The 16,761-nt window shown below is 44.1% G+C and carries 15 protein-coding genes and 2 pseudogenes; 11 read left to right on the plus strand and 6 right to left on the minus strand.

What is annotated here, in order from left to right; all coding sequences use genetic code 11:
* Positions 1-114 precede the first annotated feature (114 nt).
* The 3 genes from RMY32_RS23725 to RMY32_RS23735 form a co-directional block, all read right to left on the minus strand.
* On the minus strand, positions 115-1,338 hold the full coding sequence (locus RMY32_RS23725; RefSeq protein WP_322709819.1) for a type II secretion system F family protein: 1,224 nt from the start codon (positions 1,336-1,338) through the stop codon (positions 115-117).
* 134 nt (positions 1,339-1,472) lie between these two features.
* Positions 1,473-2,600 carry a type IV pilus twitching motility protein PilT gene (locus RMY32_RS23730; RefSeq protein WP_229453549.1) on the minus strand — a complete coding sequence of 376 codons (1,128 nt, stop codon included), beginning with the start codon at positions 2,598-2,600 and terminating at the stop codon, positions 1,473-1,475.
* Between the two features lie 142 nt (positions 2,601-2,742).
* A complete protein-coding gene (locus tag RMY32_RS23735) occupies positions 2,743-4,749 on the minus strand; it encodes a GspE/PulE family protein (RefSeq protein WP_322692951.1) in 2,007 nt (668 codons plus the stop codon).
* A gap of 369 nt (positions 4,750-5,118) precedes the next feature.
* Between RMY32_RS23735 and grpE the strand changes: the two genes are divergently transcribed.
* Together grpE and dnaK are read left to right on the plus strand one after the other, a co-directional pair.
* Positions 5,119-5,865 (plus strand): nucleotide exchange factor GrpE, encoded by a 747-nt coding sequence (grpE, locus tag RMY32_RS23740; protein WP_322709820.1) that lies wholly within the window; start codon positions 5,119-5,121, stop codon positions 5,863-5,865.
* A gap of 226 nt (positions 5,866-6,091) precedes the next feature.
* Positions 6,092-8,050 carry a molecular chaperone DnaK gene (gene dnaK / locus RMY32_RS23745; protein WP_322709831.1) on the plus strand — a complete coding sequence of 653 codons (1,959 nt, stop codon included), beginning with the start codon at positions 6,092-6,094 and terminating at the stop codon, positions 8,048-8,050.
* A gap of 270 nt (positions 8,051-8,320) precedes the next feature.
* On the opposite strand, the gene RMY32_RS23750 is transcribed toward dnaK, so the two are convergent.
* On the minus strand, positions 8,321-8,599 hold the full coding sequence (locus tag RMY32_RS23750) for a hypothetical protein (RefSeq protein WP_322709821.1): 279 nt from the start codon (positions 8,597-8,599) through the stop codon (positions 8,321-8,323).
* 167 nt (positions 8,600-8,766) lie between these two features.
* Here RMY32_RS23750 and dnaJ point away from each other — a divergent pair, with 167 nt between their 5' ends.
* The 9 genes and pseudogenes from dnaJ (at position 8,767) to RMY32_RS23795 (ending at position 15,314) form a co-directional block, all read left to right on the plus strand.
* Positions 8,767-9,894: a molecular chaperone DnaJ gene (dnaJ, locus tag RMY32_RS23755; protein WP_322668135.1), complete on the plus strand. Its 1,128-nt coding sequence runs from the start codon at positions 8,767-8,769 to the stop codon at positions 9,892-9,894.
* Positions 9,894-10,151 carry a sulfurtransferase TusA family protein gene (locus RMY32_RS23760; RefSeq protein ID WP_099102520.1) on the plus strand — a complete coding sequence of 86 codons (258 nt, stop codon included), beginning with the start codon at positions 9,894-9,896 and terminating at the stop codon, positions 10,149-10,151. Before dnaJ ends, RMY32_RS23760 begins: the two co-directional genes overlap by 1 nt.
* On the plus strand, positions 10,148-11,263 hold the full coding sequence (gene rsgA / locus RMY32_RS23765) for a small ribosomal subunit biogenesis GTPase RsgA (protein ID WP_322709823.1): 1,116 nt from the start codon (positions 10,148-10,150) through the stop codon (positions 11,261-11,263). Before RMY32_RS23760 ends, rsgA begins: the two co-directional genes overlap by 4 nt.
* A gap of 93 nt (positions 11,264-11,356) precedes the next feature.
* Positions 11,357-12,091 carry a Uma2 family endonuclease gene (locus RMY32_RS23770; protein ID WP_322709824.1) on the plus strand — a complete coding sequence of 245 codons (735 nt, stop codon included), beginning with the start codon at positions 11,357-11,359 and terminating at the stop codon, positions 12,089-12,091.
* Between the two features lie 9 nt (positions 12,092-12,100).
* Complete coding sequence (locus tag RMY32_RS23775) at positions 12,101-12,820, plus strand: pentapeptide repeat-containing protein (protein ID WP_409883852.1); 720 nt, start codon at positions 12,101-12,103, stop codon at positions 12,818-12,820.
* Positions 12,810-13,085, plus strand: a complete 276-nt coding sequence (locus RMY32_RS23780) for a hypothetical protein (RefSeq protein ID WP_409883854.1) — start codon at positions 12,810-12,812, stop codon at positions 13,083-13,085. Before RMY32_RS23775 ends, RMY32_RS23780 begins: the two co-directional genes overlap by 11 nt.
* A 41-nt stretch (positions 13,086-13,126) precedes the next feature.
* Positions 13,127-13,330, plus strand: coding sequence for a hypothetical protein (locus tag RMY32_RS23785; protein WP_322709826.1), 204 nt, complete (start codon positions 13,127-13,129; stop codon positions 13,328-13,330).
* 13 nt (positions 13,331-13,343) lie between these two features.
* A pseudogene (locus tag RMY32_RS23790) lies at positions 13,344-13,508 on the plus strand (IS5/IS1182 family transposase); the annotation flags it as partial.
* Between the two features lie 216 nt (positions 13,509-13,724).
* A complete protein-coding gene (locus RMY32_RS23795) occupies positions 13,725-15,314 on the plus strand; it encodes a glycoside hydrolase family 57 protein (RefSeq protein WP_322709828.1) in 1,590 nt (529 codons plus the stop codon).
* Positions 15,315-15,394: 80 nt separating this feature from the next.
* Here the strand turns inward: RMY32_RS23795 and RMY32_RS23800 are convergent, their stop codons facing one another.
* Positions 15,395-16,000: a L,D-transpeptidase gene (locus RMY32_RS23800; RefSeq protein ID WP_322709829.1), complete on the minus strand. Its 606-nt coding sequence runs from the start codon at positions 15,998-16,000 to the stop codon at positions 15,395-15,397.
* Between the two features lie 317 nt (positions 16,001-16,317).
* Positions 16,318-16,761 (minus strand): annotated as a pseudogene (locus tag RMY32_RS23805) (hypothetical protein); the annotation flags it as partial.

Here is a 16,761-nt window from a genome sequence, read left to right on the forward strand (position 1 = left end):
TGAGGAGTGAGGAGTTAGGAGTTAAGAATAAAATTAATTAGTGATAAGCTAAAAGTTAGGAATAAAAAATTTTAACTCCTAACTCATAACTTCTAACTCTTAACTATTAATCCTTTATCCCAGCTTTTCAAATACCGCAAACATAGGCAAATACATCGCTAGCAAAATGGTTCCGACCATTCCCCCTAGAACTACAATCATCAACGGTTCCAAAATACTGGTCATTGCTTTTACTGCTTGCTCAACTTCATCTTCATAGAAATCGGCAACTTTCATCAACATTCCATCTAATTCTCCAGTTTCTTCTCCGATACTAATCATCTGAATTGCCATAGCCGGAAAAACGGCATCTTTTTGTAAAGCAATGCTAATCATACCTCCTTGTTGAATCTCCATCCGGGCTGCATCTATGGCATTAGCAATCACTTGGTTTCCTGATGTATCTCGGACAATTTCTAAGCAAGTTAAAATTGGTACGCCTGAACGAGTCAAAGAACCAAAAGTCCGGCTAAAGCGGGCAACTGAAGATTTTTGAATTAAGTCACCAAACAATGGCATTTTCAGGGAAAAACGATCGATTGTGATGCGACCAACAGGAGTTTTACCGTATTGTGTAAAGGCAAATTTCAGTCCGATAAGAGCAGCAAGAAGAACAAAAGCACCCGGACTTCTCAAAAACTTACTAGCATCCATCAAGAATTGCGTTAGGGGTGGTAATGTGATTCCAAGTTGTGTAAAAATCGTGGCAAAAATCGGAATCAAAAAAATAGTCATACCAAGAAAGATGGCAACTGCGATAAAACCCACAACCGTTGGATAAGACAGTGCTGATTTAATTTGGTTTTGTAAACGGGCAACATCTTCTAATAACTTGGCTAAACGATTTAATACTTCGTCTAGAACACCGCCAACTTCGCCAGCTTGAATCATACTCACGTATAATCCATCAAAACAGTCAGGATGCTTCCGCATTGCCTCTGAAAGATTCATGCCGCTTTGAACATCGGTGCTAATGTCTACAAGGGCTTGTTTCAATTTAGTATTACTACACTGTTCGGACAGCACTCCCAAACTTCTAACGATCGCAACTCCCGCATTCATCAAAACGGCAAATTGACGCGAAAAAACGGCTTTATCTTTCACAGAAACCTTAACTAAGGAATTCTGGAAATTTTTCAAGGCAACATCTGGCTGAAATCCCTGAGATTGCTTGAGTTCTTGGATTACAAAACCTTGATCTCTAAGATTAGTACGAGCTTGTACCAAGGATTCAGCAACAATTTTTTCTGTTCGAGATTTCCCTTGCGAATCCCGAACACGGGCAACGAAGTTTGGCATAAAATAAATTCAAAATAGTTGTTATTAATTGGGCATGAGATAATTTGATTTTTGATTTTGGATTGAGGATTTTGGATTAAATTTCAATCTAAAATCCAAAATCTAAAATCTAAAATTATTACTCCCCAGTTCCTTTAATGTGCTTTGGCAGCTGCACCAGGTTTCGCACCTGCTGCCTGCGGTGGTACAGAAGTACCGATGAGACGTTGAATTTCATCAGGCTTAGAAGTCTTAGACATCGCCGCTTCAAAAGAAATCGTTCCGGCTTTGTAAAAATCAGCTAAAACCTTCTCCAGAGTTTGCATTCCCAATTTGCCGCCAGTTTGAATTGCTGAGTAAATTTGAGATGTTTTACCTTCTCGAATCAAGTTAGAAATAGCAGGAGTAACAATCAGAATTTCTTGAGCCATCACCCGACCATATTCACCGGGTTTAGGGTTTTTCTTGGACACCAAGGTTTGACTAAATACCCCAACCAATGAGTTAGACAATTGCACTCGCACTTGGGTTTGTCTTTCATGAGGGAAAACATCAATAATCCGGTCAACAGTTTGGGCGGCGGAACTTGTGTGTAGCGTACCAAATACTAAGTGTCCTGTTTCTGCCGCGGAAATCGCCAAAGAAATTGTTTCCAAATCGCGCATTTCCCCTACCAGAATAATATCTGGATCTTCCCGCAGGGCTGCTTTCAAAGCATTAGCAAAGCTTTTAGTATCTTCTCCTAGTTGCCGCTGGTGAACCAAACTTTTAATTGGTTCATAGACAAATTCAATTGGATCTTCCACCGTTAAAATATGCTCTGCCTTGGTGCGGTTAATCAAGTCAATCATTGCCGCTAGAGTAGTTGTCTTGCCAGAACCTGTAGGGCCTGTCACCAGAATAAGTCCTCTAGGTTTATCGCACATTTCCCGCACGATATCTGGCAGACCTAATTTTTCAAAGTTAGGAATCTTAGAACTTAATGCTCGTAAGCAAGCAGCATAAGCACCACGCTCTTTATAGACATTGACCCGGAAGCGAGCCAAACCTTTGACACCATAAGAACAATCCAATTCCCAGGTCTGCTCTAGGGTTTTACGCTGGGTATTGTTGAGCATACTAAAAATCAGCCTTTGACATTGATCGGCTGTCAATACATGCTCACCTATAGGAGTAAGTTTGCCACTGATGCGGAAGTAGGGAGGTAAACCTGCGGATAAGTGCATATCCGAGCCACCCATCTCAATCAACTGCTCCATCAAGTCTTCAATCATCATTTCCATAGTTCTGCTTCCTTTTAATGTTTTTTATTTGTCATTTGTCCGTTGTCATTTGTCCTTTGTTATTTGTCAGTTGTTTAAAGTTATTAAGCATTCACCAACGACCAATGACTAATGACTAATGACTAATGACCAATGACTATTCTTAAAACCGAGCTGTCATACAGTAAGGACAATCCAGCCATTCTTGTTTCAATGTGGCATCGCAACTCCGGCAGGTAAGACCAGTCTTGCGTTTGGCTTTTAACTCTGCTTCCAAGCCAGTATCAGTAAACGTCACTCGTTCTACTTCTTCTAGAGTGGTGGAACCTTCGCGTACTAAGTCCAAACTGTAAGCCAGTAAGGTTTTCATGCCCTCTTCTATTGCCACTTCTTTGATGCGTTCTGTGGGTGCATCTTCGTTGATTAGAGTTTGCAGATTTTCGGTGACTCGCATGACTTCATAAACACCACAACGCCCTTTGTAGCCGACACCATTACATTTTGGACAAAGGTTATTTTTGGCTTTGGCATCTGCGATCGCATCTAATGTCAAGGTGTTAGCCTTATAGAAAGTGACTCCGACATCTGAGGAAGCTGATAGACCATAACGAGCTAGTTCCTCAGTTGTGGGAGTGTAGGGGACACGACATTCAGAACATACACGCCGCACCAAACGTTGAGCTAAAACGCCAATTAGGGAACTAGAAACCATGAAAGGCTCAATCCCCATTTCTCCCAAACGAGCGATCGCTCCTGGGGCATCATTGGTATGTAAGGTAGTTAATACTAAGTGACCGGTCAAGGCAGCTTCAATCGCTGTTTTTGCCGTTTCCTTATCCCGCGTTTCACCCACCAGTAGCACATCTGGATCTTGTCGCAAGAAAGCCCGTAGAGCGGTAGCAAAATCTAGTCCTTTTTCCCGAATCACCTGTACTTGAGTAATCCCTGGAAGGCTATACTCAATTGGGTCTTCTACTGTACTGATATTAATACCGGGATCGTTCTTTTCAGAGAGTGCAGAATACAGCGAAGTTGTTTTTCCCGAACCAGTTGGCCCAGTTACCAAAATTAATCCAAAGGGACGGCTAACCATATCCTTGACAATGTTCAAAGTCTCTGGATCGGTAATTAACTTATCTAATCCCAGTTGGGTGGAGGAGTTATCCAAAATCCGCAGTACCACCTTTTCCCCGTAGCGACTGGGTAAGGTATTCACCCGGAAGTCCACCTTACGTCCCTCAAACAGCCGTCGGATGCGTCCATCTTGAGGTAGACGGCGTTCAGCAATGTCTAGATTGGAGATGATTTTAAATCGGGCTGTCACCGCTGGGATGATTTTTTTCGGCATTGAGGGGAAAGCTTCACGCAGTACACCATCTTTCCGAAAGCGGATGCGTAGGTTTTCTTCTTGCGGTTCGATATGAATGTCAGAAACGCCCTCATGCAAGGCTTTAGCCAGGATTCTGTTGACTAGGTTGATAACTGGGGCATCCTCTGCACCCTTCATCGCTGCCCCTAGATCGGCCTCCATTTCTTCAGGAGCATCCGAAATATCGAGATTTCCGAGATTTTCTAAATCCTGACTAATATCTGTAGAGTTTTCTCGTTCCAGGTGCTTTTGCCGAACAGCCATTTCATCCAAATATTGGTTGATTAGCTGTTGGTAGTCTTCCTGGGTAATCACCATGCGCTGTAACGCCAAGCCTTGGGGGCGCAAGATGCGGTTTAGGTCATCGGAAGCCTCTAGATTATCTGGAGCGACCATCGCCACTAAAACTGAGGGCGGGGTTTGGTCTTCGTGTTTCGATAGTGGTACTAAGCGATGGCGACGGCAGATATCCACTGGGATGAGGGTTTCAATCAGGTTCCCCATCATCGTGTTGCCAACGGAATTGACTTCTGGATCGAGGAATTCAACTCCGTATAATATTTTTAGTTCAAATAGCTGCTGTTTTTTGTATTGCCTGAGCAACTCAGGCGATAGTTGTTGCCCAGTGATTGACTCTAATACTTCCGTTAAGGGTCTGCCAGATTTGCGGCTTTCAATTAATGCCTGCCTCATCTGTTCGGTATTGACATAGCCAGATTGCACTAGCTTGTTGCCGAAGGGCGAAAACTCTGTTCTGGTAGTTAGAGCGGTACTGCGCCGTTGTGGTGACGAGTAAGTCATAAATGAGCGAATGAGTAGGGGGAACCTCTGCTTAAAGTATTCCCCTACTGTGAGAGAGAATTCTCATTTTTCAAAAAAGTCCTGAGTCACGTCGCTTTGCTCCGAATTCAAAATTCAAAATTCAAAATATTTTCAAATAAGATAAGGGGCGAGTCACATTCAGCGCTATTATTGCAAATTACTCGTTCGGGTTCCCGCCTTAGTGGTGTCTGGGCTAACGTGTTCACCATTTGTCACAATAAGAGGACGGTTACATCACTTCCAGGAACTTGTCGGCAATAAAATCAGCCTCAGTGGCACGTCGTGGATGACGACGGTTGCAAGCTGTGGAGATACACTGCCATAAATAGGATCTGGAATGAATAGACAATGATCGATGAAAATAAACAGATAAACAATACAAGCCAGCAATTGGGTGAACCAACAGAGGTAAAGCAAGCAATGAAGAGTGACTTCCCAGCCCAAGTTAATTTCAATGAATCTGGCAGCGAGGTGACAGAACAAGTGGCGGCCCAAACAAATGTATCAGGCGATACTGCTGTCAATTCAGAAAATAGCGTCGCTGCAACTGAGAAAACTGGAGTGGAAACAGCAGCTTTGGCAGAACTGACTCAACAAATCGAGTCCGTCAAAACGCAACTAGAAGAGCGTAGTACTCAATATATGCGGATCGCCGCTGATTTTGAGAATTACCGGAAACGCACTAGCAAAGAAAAAGAAGACCTAGAGTTGCAGGTGAAGCGGAATACGATTTTGGAATTGCTACCAATAGTCGATAATTTTGAGCGGGCGCGATCGCACCTCAAACCGCAGTCTGAGGGCGAAATGACCATGCACAAAAGTTACCAAGGCGTTTACAAACAATTAGTAGATAGCTTGAAACGCTTGGGTGTCTCACCAATGCGTCCCGAAGGTCAAGAATTCGATCCTAACCTGCACGAAGCAGTAATGCGGGAACCTACGGATGAACATCCTGAAGGAACAGTGTTAGAAGAGTTAGTGCGCGGATATTACTTGGGCGATCGCGTGCTACGCCATGCAATGGTCAAAGTAGCTGCTCCCAAGGAAGATACACCTTTTGCACCAGAAGATCAGTCGAGTTCAGCCAGCAGTTAAGCTGTAGTCGCTCGCCTCGCTGACCTCAAGTGCCTGGGTTATAGCAAGGACGAGCATCGCGTACCTAAAACTTGGACAAGGCTTTGGATAACTCTCTGTGTTTCAACTTTATGATTGCTATCAGCAACAGGGGTTGCACAGACGTTATCCGCTAGCCTTTGTTCTTAGCAAAAAAGTTAGTCCGCGACATATTACAGCAGAAATTTCAGTAAAAATACTGGCAAATATGGGAAAAGTTATTGGGATCGACTTAGGCACTACTAACAGTTGCGTCGCAGTTTTGGAGGGTGGTCAACCACTTGTGATCTCCAATTCTGAAGGTGGACGAACTACTCCAAGTATTGTGGGATTTGGGAAGAGTGGCGATCGCTTGGTTGGTCAATTGGCAAAGCGCCAAGCCGTAACCAATGCTGAAAACACAATTTACAGTATTAAACGATTCATCGGGCGGCGTTGGGAAGATACTGAAGTAGAACGCGATCGCGTCCCCTACAACTGCATCAAAGGTCGAGATGAGACCGTTGATGTCCAAATTCGCTCAAAAAATTATACGCCACAAGAATTATCTGCCATGATCCTGCAAAAGCTGAAGCAGGATGCAGAAAACTTTTTGGGTGAGGAGGTTACTCAAGCAGTGATCACCGTACCAGCATATTTCACAGATGCCCAAAGACAAGCAACTAAAGATGCTGGCACAATTGCAGGACTAGAAGTTCTGCGAATCATTAATGAACCAACAGCTGCGGCTTTAGCTTTCGGATTGGAAAAGCAAGACCAAGAGCAGCTAATTTTAGTATTTGACTTGGGAGGCGGTACTTTTGACGTATCGATCCTGCAACTTGGGGATGGCGTTTTTGAAGTGAAGGCGACTTGTGGTAACAACCACTTGGGTGGAGACGACTTTGATAATGCGATCGTCCTTTGGATGATGGAACGTTTCCAAGAACAAGAGAAAATCGACCTTTCCAAAGACAAGATGGCACTGCAACGCCTGCGGGAAGCTGCAGAAAAGGCAAAAATCGAACTCTCCAGTATGGTGAATACCTCCATCAACTTGCCCTTTATCACAGCTGATGATACCGGGCCAAAGCATCTGGAGATGGAACTCAGCCGCTCGAAATTTGAAGAACTCGCCGCGAAATTAATTGAAGCGACCATCGAACCACTGATCCAATCGCTCAAAGATGCGGATCTCAAACCAGAAGCTATAGATCGGATTATTTTGGTAGGTGGTTCTACCCGTATTCCGGCAGTCCAAAACGCGCTAATTAAGTTTTTCAACGGCAAAGCTCCCGATCGCTCCATCAACCCTGACGAAGCTGTAGCATTGGGAGCAGCTATTCAAGCAGGTGTGTTAGGTGGTGAAGTCGATAATCTCTTGCTATTGGATGTCACCCCTTTGTCCTTGGGAATTGAAACTTTAGGTGAAGTGTTCACCAAAATCATTGAACGCAACACTACAATTCCTACGAGTCGGTCACAAGTTTTTTCCACCGCCGTTGATGGGCAAACCTCAGTGGAAATTCACATCCTCCAAGGTGAACGAGCGATGTCACGAGATAACAAGAGTCTCGGCAAGTTTTTGCTAGCAGGAATTCCCCCATCGCCCCGTGGTGTACCGCAAATTGAAGTATCCTTTGAAATCGATGTCAACGGCATCCTCAAGGTTTCTGCCCAAGATAAAGGTACAGGTAGAGAACAGAGTATCAGGATTACCAATACAGGTGGTTTGAGTAGCAACGAAGTCGAACGGATGCGCCAAGAGGCCGAACTGTTTTCCGAAGAAGATAGAAGGCGTAAAGAACTGGTTGAACTCAAAAACCAAGCAGATAATTTGTTGTTCAGTTATGAATCTACAATCAAGGATAATAGCAACTTTATCGGCGACCAGATGAAGACCTTGGCCAGTGAAAAAGTTGCACAACTCCAAGCTGCAATGATTGACTCCAGCATTTCCACAGTGGAATTTAAGCAGCGCTTAGACGACTTCCAACAAACCTTGTTTGCAATTGGTGCTGATGTCTACAATCGAGCTAACAGCCAAACTGATGAGATTGAGGGGGGTTCATCTAGTCACTTTACCCCAGAAGTAGACTCACCAATGAATGGCACGCTAATACCACAATTCAACTTTGATTTTGACGAAGAAAGTACAGCTCAGGCTGATTATGAGGCGATAGATTAGGGATTGAAGATTGGGGATTGGGGATTGGGCATGGGGCACGGGGCATGGGGCATTGGGAAAGAGGAGGCAGAAGGCAGAAGTTCAAAAATGTTTGAATTTTGAATTTTGAATTTTGAATTTTGAATTGATTTGTCCCCTTGTCCCCAATCCCCAATCCCTAATATCCTAATTTGTAAATTTTTATGAAGATATTTTAATATATTTAAATATTTAACGAAGTTTCACAAGACCTCAGTCCTTTGCTAGATTGTAGAAGCAAATTACTTTAGGCTAGGCAATGTGCAAGTTCAGAGCCACTTCCATTGCATAAGGGTGGTTTTCCACACCTCTTGGTGCGGCTAGCCCCTCTGGTTGATGGGCGAGGTTTTCCTCTCCTACGTAGCACAATTGTAAAAGAGACAGCCGACTCGGCAGTGAGAAGTCTGAGCAGAGGCTCCCCCTGTTCTTAACTTCTATAGCTTTTGTCGTCTCCCACGAGGAAAGCACCTGTTGCTCAAGATTTGTCGGTGATTTTTGTAAAAGGTAAAGGGTAAAATCAGTTATTAACAAAAATTAATTTTATCTTCTGCCTGCCCTCCGGCAAGCCGCCCTCTAAAGGATAATGTGTTGCTCTTACATCTCTGTAGGCAAAACACTTAATCCATAGGGTAGCAAGTGACCGTGAATGACGTTCTTCTGACTTCTGCTTTCTTCCTTCTAACTTTTACCTTTGCTATATGGCCCGCGACTATTATGAAATCCTGGGTGTCTCTCGTGACACTGACAAAGAAGAAATCAAACAAGCCTATCGCCGTCTAGCCCGGAAATATCACCCAGATGTGAACAAAGAACCGGGGGCGGAGGATCGCTTTAAAGAAATTAACCGCGCTTATGAGGTACTCTCAGAACCCGAAACCCGCGCTCGTTACGATCGCTTTGGGCCAGAGGGTGTATCTGGTGCTGGCGCGGGCTTTCAAGATGTCGGCGATATGGGTGGTTTTGCCGATATCTTTGAAAGCATTTTTAGTGGCTTTGCTGGCGGTATGGGTAATCCCACCCAACAAAGACGCCGCAGTGGGCCTGCGAGGGGTGATGACCTGCGGCTAGACCTGAAGTTAGACTTTCGGGAAGCGATATTTGGCGGCGAAAAAGAAATTCGCATTTCTCATCTAGAAAATTGTGAAGTTTGTAGCGGTTCTGGTGCTAAACCTGGAACCCGCCCTCGGACTTGTTCGACTTGTGGCGGTTCGGCTCAAGTACGGCGTGTGACTAGAACGCCCTTTGGCAGTTTCACCCAAGTCTCGACTTGTCCCACCTGTAATGGAACAGGGATGGTAATTGAAGATAAGTGTGACGCGTGTGATGGTAAGGGCGCAAATCAAGTCACAAAGAAACTCAAAATTACCATTCCAGCAGGGGTGGATAATGGCACACGTTTGCGGATTTCAAGTGAAGGAGATGCTGGTCAACGTAGTGGGCCTCCTGGGGATTTATACGTTTACTTGTTCGTAAATGAGGACGAGGAATTTCAACGAGATGGAATTAATATTCTCTCGGAAATCAAAATTAGCTACCTGCAAGCGATTTTAGGTTGTCGGTTAGAGGTAGATACAGTAGATGGGCCAGTAGAACTAATCATTCCAGCTGGAACTCAGCCAAATACAGTGATGAAGTTGGAAAATCGCGGCGTACCCCGCTTGGGTAATCCCGTAAGTCGTGGGGATCACATGCTGAACGTATTAATTGATATTCCCAATAAAATCACCCCAGAGGAGAGGGAACTGCTGGAGAAGCTAGCTAAAATTAAGGGCGATCGGACTGGTAAAGGCGGTCTAGAAGGATTCTTGGGAAATTTATTTAAGTGATGATGCCCTCTTCTGTTTTAACTCCCGATGCTCAACTTGATTTACGCGGCACCCCTTGCCCGATTAATTTCGTGCGGACAAAACTACGTCTGGAGAAAATGCCATTGGGAGGTTTACTAGAAGTCTGGTTAGACCCTGGTGAGCCGATTGAGCAGGTTCCTGATAGTTTGACAATGGCAGGTTATCAGGTAGAACAAATTACAGACTGTACTAGTTATTTTTCTCTGTTAGTGCGCCGTCCAGTTGCTAGCCAATGACAGGGGAAAACTTTGACGTAACTGGACAGTTATTGGGTACGGTGGTGGCTGTACAAGCTAATTTTTACCGAGTACAGATGGATCGAGAGGCAGGGGAGCAGAGGAGCAGGGGAGCAGAGGAGAAACTGAATTTAAATGCCTCTTTGCCCTCGCCTCCTCTTTTGCTTTGTACCCGACGAACACGGCTGAAAAAAATTGGACAACAGGTGATGGTAGGTGATCGCGTTGTGGTAGAAGAGCCAGATTGGGCTGGAGGGAGGGGAGCGATCGCTGAGGTTTTACCTCGCCAAAGTGAGTTAGATCGTCCGGCGATCGCCAATGTCAACCAAATCCTCTTGGTATTTGCCGTTGCCGATCCACCTTTGGAACCTTATCAACTGAGTCGATTTCTGATTAAAGCTGAGTCTACTGGCTTGGATGTACTTTTATGCTTAAATAAAAATGATTTAATTTCAGCGCCAGAACAACAACAAGTTAGCGATTGCCTGCTTGGTTGGGGCTATCAGCCAATATTTATCAGCGTTAAAGATGGTATTAATACTGAGCAAGCAGCCAAATACCTGAGCAATAAAATTACCGTAATCGCTGGGCCTTCCGGCGTTGGTAAATCTAGCTTGATTAATACGCTGATTGACTCTCTTCAGCTGCGAGTCGGAGAAGTTTCTGGTAAACTGGCTCGTGGTCGTCATACCACTCGCCATATAGAATTATTTGAGTTACCTAGCGGTGGAATGCTTGCAGACACTCCCGGTTTTAATCAGCCGGACATGGATTGTATGCCAGAAGAATTAATCCATTATTTCCCAGAAGCCAGAAAGCGGTTAGCAGTTGCTAGCTGTCGTTTTAGTGATTGTCTGCATCGAGACGAGCCTGAGTGCGTGGTGCGGGGAGACTGGGAACGATACGAACATTATTTAGAATTTTTGGACGCGGCGATCGCTCATCAAACACAGCTACACCAACAAGCCGATCCAGAATCCACCATGAAGTTAAAAAGCAAAGGTAAAGGGCAGAGTCAATACGAACCCAAGTTAGAAAGTAAAAAATATCGCCGGATTTCCCGAAAGACTCAGTTACAAGACTTGCAAGAGTTATATCGGGATGAGGAATAAAAAGTGCGATGTCTATAACAGGCTGCACCTACGCACTCATAATGCAAAGGTTAGTCACGATAGCATAGAGACAAACATAAAAAACTATCTTGTATGTCTCAGCCCTTTGCTGCCACCGCTAGTTTAGAAGATGTCACTGAGAGTATAATTTTCCCACCAGGTGATATCTTTAGTGACGAACCCCCCTTGGAATCTGACTTACACCGCGAACAAATTGATTTGCTTATCCGCCTGATTAAATGGTGGTGGCGCGATCGTCAGGATTTTTATGCTACCGGCAACCTGACAATATATTTCAGTCCCAACCAGAAAAAGTCAGAAGAATTTCGAGGCCCTGATTTCTTTGTGGTTTTAGATACAGAAAAAAAAGACCGCAAAAGCTGGGTTGTATGGCAAGAAGACGGCAAATACCCCAATGTGATTGTTGAGCTATTATCTAACTCCACAGCCTCGGTTGATAAAGGTTTAAAAAAGCAAATTTACCAGAATACATTTCGCACTCCAGATTACTTTTGGTTTGACCCAAATAACCTAGAATTACAGGGATTTCACATAGTTGATGGGCAATACCAAGAACTTGTACCCAATGAGTCGGGTTGGTTGTGGAGTCAGCAGTTAGGGCTGCATTTGGCAGTATATTTAGGTAAATTACGCTTTTTTACCCCAGATGGGCAGCTGGTGATGTTGCCAGAGGAAGAAGCAAATCAACAGTTAGAGCAAACAAATCAACAGTTAGAGCAAGCAAACCAACAATTAGAACAAGAACGTCAACGGGCTGCAATATTGGCAGAACGCTTGCGAAACGCAGGTATTGACCCTAAGAGTTAATTTATCAGTTTGGGTCATAGCGAATTAACTAATTCCAACCTGAGTAGCGCTAACCTAAAAGGGACTCGGCTCTATAGTGCTAACTTGATTAATGCCAATTTGATAGGTGTCAACTTGGCTGATGCCGACCTGAGTAGTGCCAATTTGATGGGTGCCGATCTGACCAATGCCAACTTGACTGGCGCTAAACTGAGTAGTACCAATTTGATTGATACCAATCTCCGTGGTGCCAACTTGAGTTCCACTATTTTGGAAGCTGCTCTCTTCTGTAATACCACTATGCCAGATGGGAGTCTTGAAAATGATCCCATAAGGGTTGTTAGTACCCAGGACTTTCTCAGGCGCTACGCTGCTGGTGAGAAAGTTTTCTATAATATTGTTTTGCACCATGCTGATTTGAGAGATGCCGATCTGCGTGGAGTTTCCTTGCGAAAGGCTTATTTGCCCTACGCCAACTTCAGTGATGCCAACTTGGAAGAGTCCGGTTTGGGAGAAGTCAATTTCTGGGGCGCTAATTTGCGTGGTGCTATTCTGGATGGGGCTGACTTGAGTTATGCCGACTTGAGGAACGCTAACCTGGATTGCCTCCAAATGGGAGGTCTTAACTTGCCCGGAGCTAACATGACTGGAGCTAAGTTCTTCTTTCTCCCCATAATGCGAGGTTCCTTCTTCCGCAATACTACTATGCCAGATGGCAGCATCGTTGTTGACCCATATTGTGTCCCTTGAATCTGATGTTAATTCCGTATCTGCTAACAAAGATGCAGTTGGTGGCAGCAAATATATGCGTTCCTTGATATATTTCCGAATATCTTCGGGAACATTGGACAGAAAATTAATATTTTTACTACGAAGAACGCTTTCTAGTTCTTCAATCGAAACCAGCCAAGTATTTGGATTTCGCCACTCATCCCTATTCATAATAGGAGTGAGAACTCGATTAGACCTCCTGCATGAATATTTAGACGGTGTGCCAGTTGGCGATCGCGGATAGCACAATGAAGATAGCAGCAGCATCTTCGTGGAGGAGAAAAAATGGCTTACAGCGAGCTACAACCGCTTTCGGATGGTGAGTTCAAACGCTTGTGTGGGGTCAGTCGGAGTACCTTTGCGGAAATGGTAGAGGTATTGGAGCCGCATCTAAACCGCCAAGGACAGCGGGGTGGACAAACTAAACTAAGTGTAGAAGATCAGTTGCTGGTGGTATTAGAGTTGAACATACGATTCCAAAAGAGTTAGATGCTTGGGTTGAAACTCGCAATTAGCAAAACTGCGGGTGCGAGTTGAACATACGATTCGCCGCTTCAAAATTTTTCGCATTTTCTCAGGACGTTATCGCAACCGTAGAAAGCAGTTTGGCTTACGCATAAATCTAATTGCTGGGTTGTTAAACTACGAACTGGCACATGCTTCTTGATTCGTGCAGGAGGTCTATTGTCTCAATTTTTACTAGTCTTTTTAATTTACTTACTGCTTTCTCTGTGTGCCAGTTTTAGGTGCGGAATGTGGGGTACAACACCGTATTTAACTCATATTGAAAACTATTCTTACGATTCCCATAAAGTCTTAAAATATTGTTAATTTCAGCCAAACCTCTCAACCTTCAACTTACAAGTATCACCCCAAAATCACTATGGCTATCGGCTACGTCGCGCTTGTACTCCACGCACATCTACCCTTCGTTCGTCACCCGGAAAGTGACTACGTGCTGGAGGAAGAATGGCTCTATGAAGCCATCACAGAAACCTACATCCCCTTATTGAAAGTATTTGAAGGCTTAAAGCGAGACGGTATCGACTTTAAAATCACGATGAGTATGACACCCCCTTTAGTGTCGATGCTTCGCGATCCTCTGCTTCAAGAACGCTATGAATTACACTTAGCTCAACTAGAAGAACTTGTAGCACTAGAAGTAGAACATAATGTCAACAACGGGCATCTTCGTTATTTAGCCGAACATTACGCGACTGAGTTTAGCGAAGCGCGTCAGCTATGGGAACGCTACGACGGGGACTTGGTGACAGCTTTTAAGAAGTTCCAAGACAGTAACAACCTGGAAATTATCACTTGCGGCGCTACTCACGGCTATTTACCGTTGATGAAAATGTATCCCCAAGCTGTGTGGGCGCAAATTCAGGTAGCCTGCGAACATTACGAACAAACCTTTGGACAAGCACCTAGAGGCATTTGGTTGCCGGAATGTGCCTACTATGAAGGTTTAGAGCGGATGCTAGCTGATGCTGGGTTACGCTATTTCCTCACTGATGGACATGGCATCCTTTACGCCCGTCCCCGGCCGCGCTTTGGCACTTATGCGCCAATTTATACAGAAACTGGTGTTGCTGTCTTTGGTCGAGATCATGAATCTTCCCAACAGGTATGGTCTTCTGAGGTGGGCTATCCTGGGGCAGCGGAATATCGGGAATTTTACAAAGATTTGGGCTGGGAAGCAGAATATGAGTACATCAAGCCCTACATCATGCCCAATGGTCAGCGAAAAAATACGGGCATTAAGTATCACAAAATTACGGGGCGGGGCTTAGGTCTCTCAGATAAGGCGCTCTACGATCCTTATTGGGCTAGGGAAAAGGCAGCAGAACACGCTGCTAATTTTATGTATAATCGAGAGCGGCAATCTGAGCATCTATATGGTATAATGCAGCGACCGCCAATTATCGTTTCGCCTTATGACGCAGAGTTATTTGGACATTGGTGGTATGAAGGCCCTTGGTTCATCGATTACCTATTCCGCAAGTCATGGTATGACCAAAAAACATATCAAATGACCCATTTAGCAGACTATTTGCGGGAGCAGCCGACACAGCAAGTTTGTCGTCCTTCGCAGTCTAGTTGGGGTTTCAAAGGTTTCCACGAGTATTGGTTGAATGAAACGAATGCGTGGGTTTATCCGCATTTGCACAAAGCTGCTGAACGGATGATTGAAATCTCGCAACTGGAACCAGAAGATGAGTTGGGGTGGAAAGCATTGAACCAAGCAGCGAGGGAATTGTTATTAGCACAATCTTCCGACTGGGCATTTATTATGCGGACGGGAACAATGGTACCCTATGCTGTTAGACGGACGCGATCGCACCTGATGCGGTTTAATAAGCTCTATGAAGACGTTAAAGTTGGCAAAATTGATAGTGGTTGGCTAGAAAAAGTCGAATTAATGGATAATATCTTCCCCGAAATCAACTATCGCGTTTATCGTCCACTATAAGTCTCACAACAAGTAATCAATAGCAGTAAGGTGGGCATTGCCCACCTTATATTAGTAGTGAATATTAGTACTGGAGTTTATCATTTACTCACTAGTACAGGTGTTCCGATTTTCACAAATTCATAGAGTTTACGCACATCCTTGTTATACATCCGAACGCAACCATGAGAAACTGCTTGCCCAACAGATTTTACATTCGGAGTACCATGAAATCCAATTTCGTCCTTTCCATCCGTCCAAAATCCAATCCAACGTTCTCCTAGAGGATTATCTGAGCTTGGAGGAACAATTTCTCTATTAGCAACGAAAGGGTTTTCCCAAGCTGGGTTTTGTACCATGTGAATAATTTTAAATTTGCCTGTAGGTGTTTCCCATCCAGGTTTACCAATAGCTACTGGGTAGCTGGCTTGTAAACTGTCACCCCGATAAACATAAAGTTTTCGTTCATTAAGTTTAAGTAGCAAATGGATTTCTTGCTCAGAAGTATTAGGAATTATTGGCTTTATGGGATGCTGGAATTTGAGTAATAATCGGCGTTTTCGCTCAGAGTAGTTAGGAATATTTGACTGTAATGGTAGAGGATTTGATTCAACTTGAGGAGAAACTTGAGAATAGTTTGGTTGACTATTAGTGACCTGAGCAGTGGCGTATGATTGAAGCGAGAGCAATACTGCTATTGTTGTCAAACTAAATTTGATAGGACTACAAAAATACATACTACGTATCATTTTCTGTTGCATTAATTATTAATATTACGATTAATACACCTTATATGAATTAGAAATACCCAAGCTATAGCAAGGATTTCAGGCTGTAGTTTAGCTAAGATGTTTAGCCATGTTGACGTATTTACGCCTTTCCAGACTCCAATTCACATAAGTCGTTTAATTTTAATCACTACTAAAAACTCAGAACTCAGATATCAACTAGTTTGGAACTAGCTTTAAGTCTGAATTCTGAATTCTTAATCTCCAAATTACCAAATATTGTAAATCAAAAAGTTTTATCCTCGTCCTCGAATTACAGGAGATGAAGGTGCTGATTGGGAATCTGGAGTTGAGCCTGAGTCTGGTGTTCTAGTTGGGACTTGTGGGTTTTGTCTTTGTCTTTGTCTTTGTCTTGTACCTGAATTTGAATTAGGACTTGAAGGTTGGTCTGGTTTGACGGGGGTTTCATCCGGGTTAGCCGGAATTCGGTTTGGAGTTGCCGGAGTTCGGCTTGGAGTTGTCGGAGTTCGGTTTGGAGTTGCCGGAGTTCGGTTTGGAGTTGCTGGAGTTTGCTCTGGAATTGCTGGAGTTTGTTCTGGAGTTGCTGGAGTTTGCTCTGGAGTTGCTGGAGTTTGCTCTGGAGTTGCTGGAGTTTGCTCTGGAGTTGCTGGAGTTTGCTCTGGAGTTGCTGGAGTTTGCTCTGGAGTTGCTGGAGTTTGCTCTGGAGTTGCTGGAGTTTG

It is taken from the genome of Nostoc sp. ChiSLP03a, assembly GCF_034531215.2.
GTDB lineage: Bacteria > Cyanobacteriota > Cyanobacteriia > Cyanobacteriales > Nostocaceae > Nostoc.

Coding starts and splice junctions, on each gene's coding strand:
- RMY32_RS23760 (WP_099102520.1), top strand. CDS start 9,894: ATGATGCCCTCTTCTGTTTTAACTCCCGATGCTCAACTTGATTTACGC.
- rsgA (WP_322709823.1), top strand. CDS start 10,148: ATGACAGGGGAAAACTTTGACGTAACTGGACAGTTATTGGGTACGGTG.
- RMY32_RS23735 (WP_322692951.1), bottom strand. CDS start 4,749: ATGACTTACTCGTCACCACAACGGCGCAGTACCGCTCTAACTACCAGA.
- dnaK (WP_322709831.1), top strand. CDS start 6,092: ATGGGAAAAGTTATTGGGATCGACTTAGGCACTACTAACAGTTGCGTC.
- RMY32_RS23795 (WP_322709828.1), top strand. CDS start 13,725: ATGGCTATCGGCTACGTCGCGCTTGTACTCCACGCACATCTACCCTTC.
- RMY32_RS23725 (WP_322709819.1), bottom strand. CDS start 1,338: ATGCCAAACTTCGTTGCCCGTGTTCGGGATTCGCAAGGGAAATCTCGA.
- RMY32_RS23730 (WP_229453549.1), bottom strand. CDS start 2,600: ATGGAAATGATGATTGAAGACTTGATGGAGCAGTTGATTGAGATGGGT.
- dnaJ (WP_322668135.1), top strand. CDS start 8,767: ATGGCCCGCGACTATTATGAAATCCTGGGTGTCTCTCGTGACACTGAC.
- RMY32_RS23770 (WP_322709824.1), top strand. CDS start 11,357: ATGTCTCAGCCCTTTGCTGCCACCGCTAGTTTAGAAGATGTCACTGAG.
- grpE (WP_322709820.1), top strand. CDS start 5,119: ATGATCGATGAAAATAAACAGATAAACAATACAAGCCAGCAATTGGGT.
- RMY32_RS23785 (WP_322709826.1), top strand. CDS start 13,127: ATGGCTTACAGCGAGCTACAACCGCTTTCGGATGGTGAGTTCAAACGC.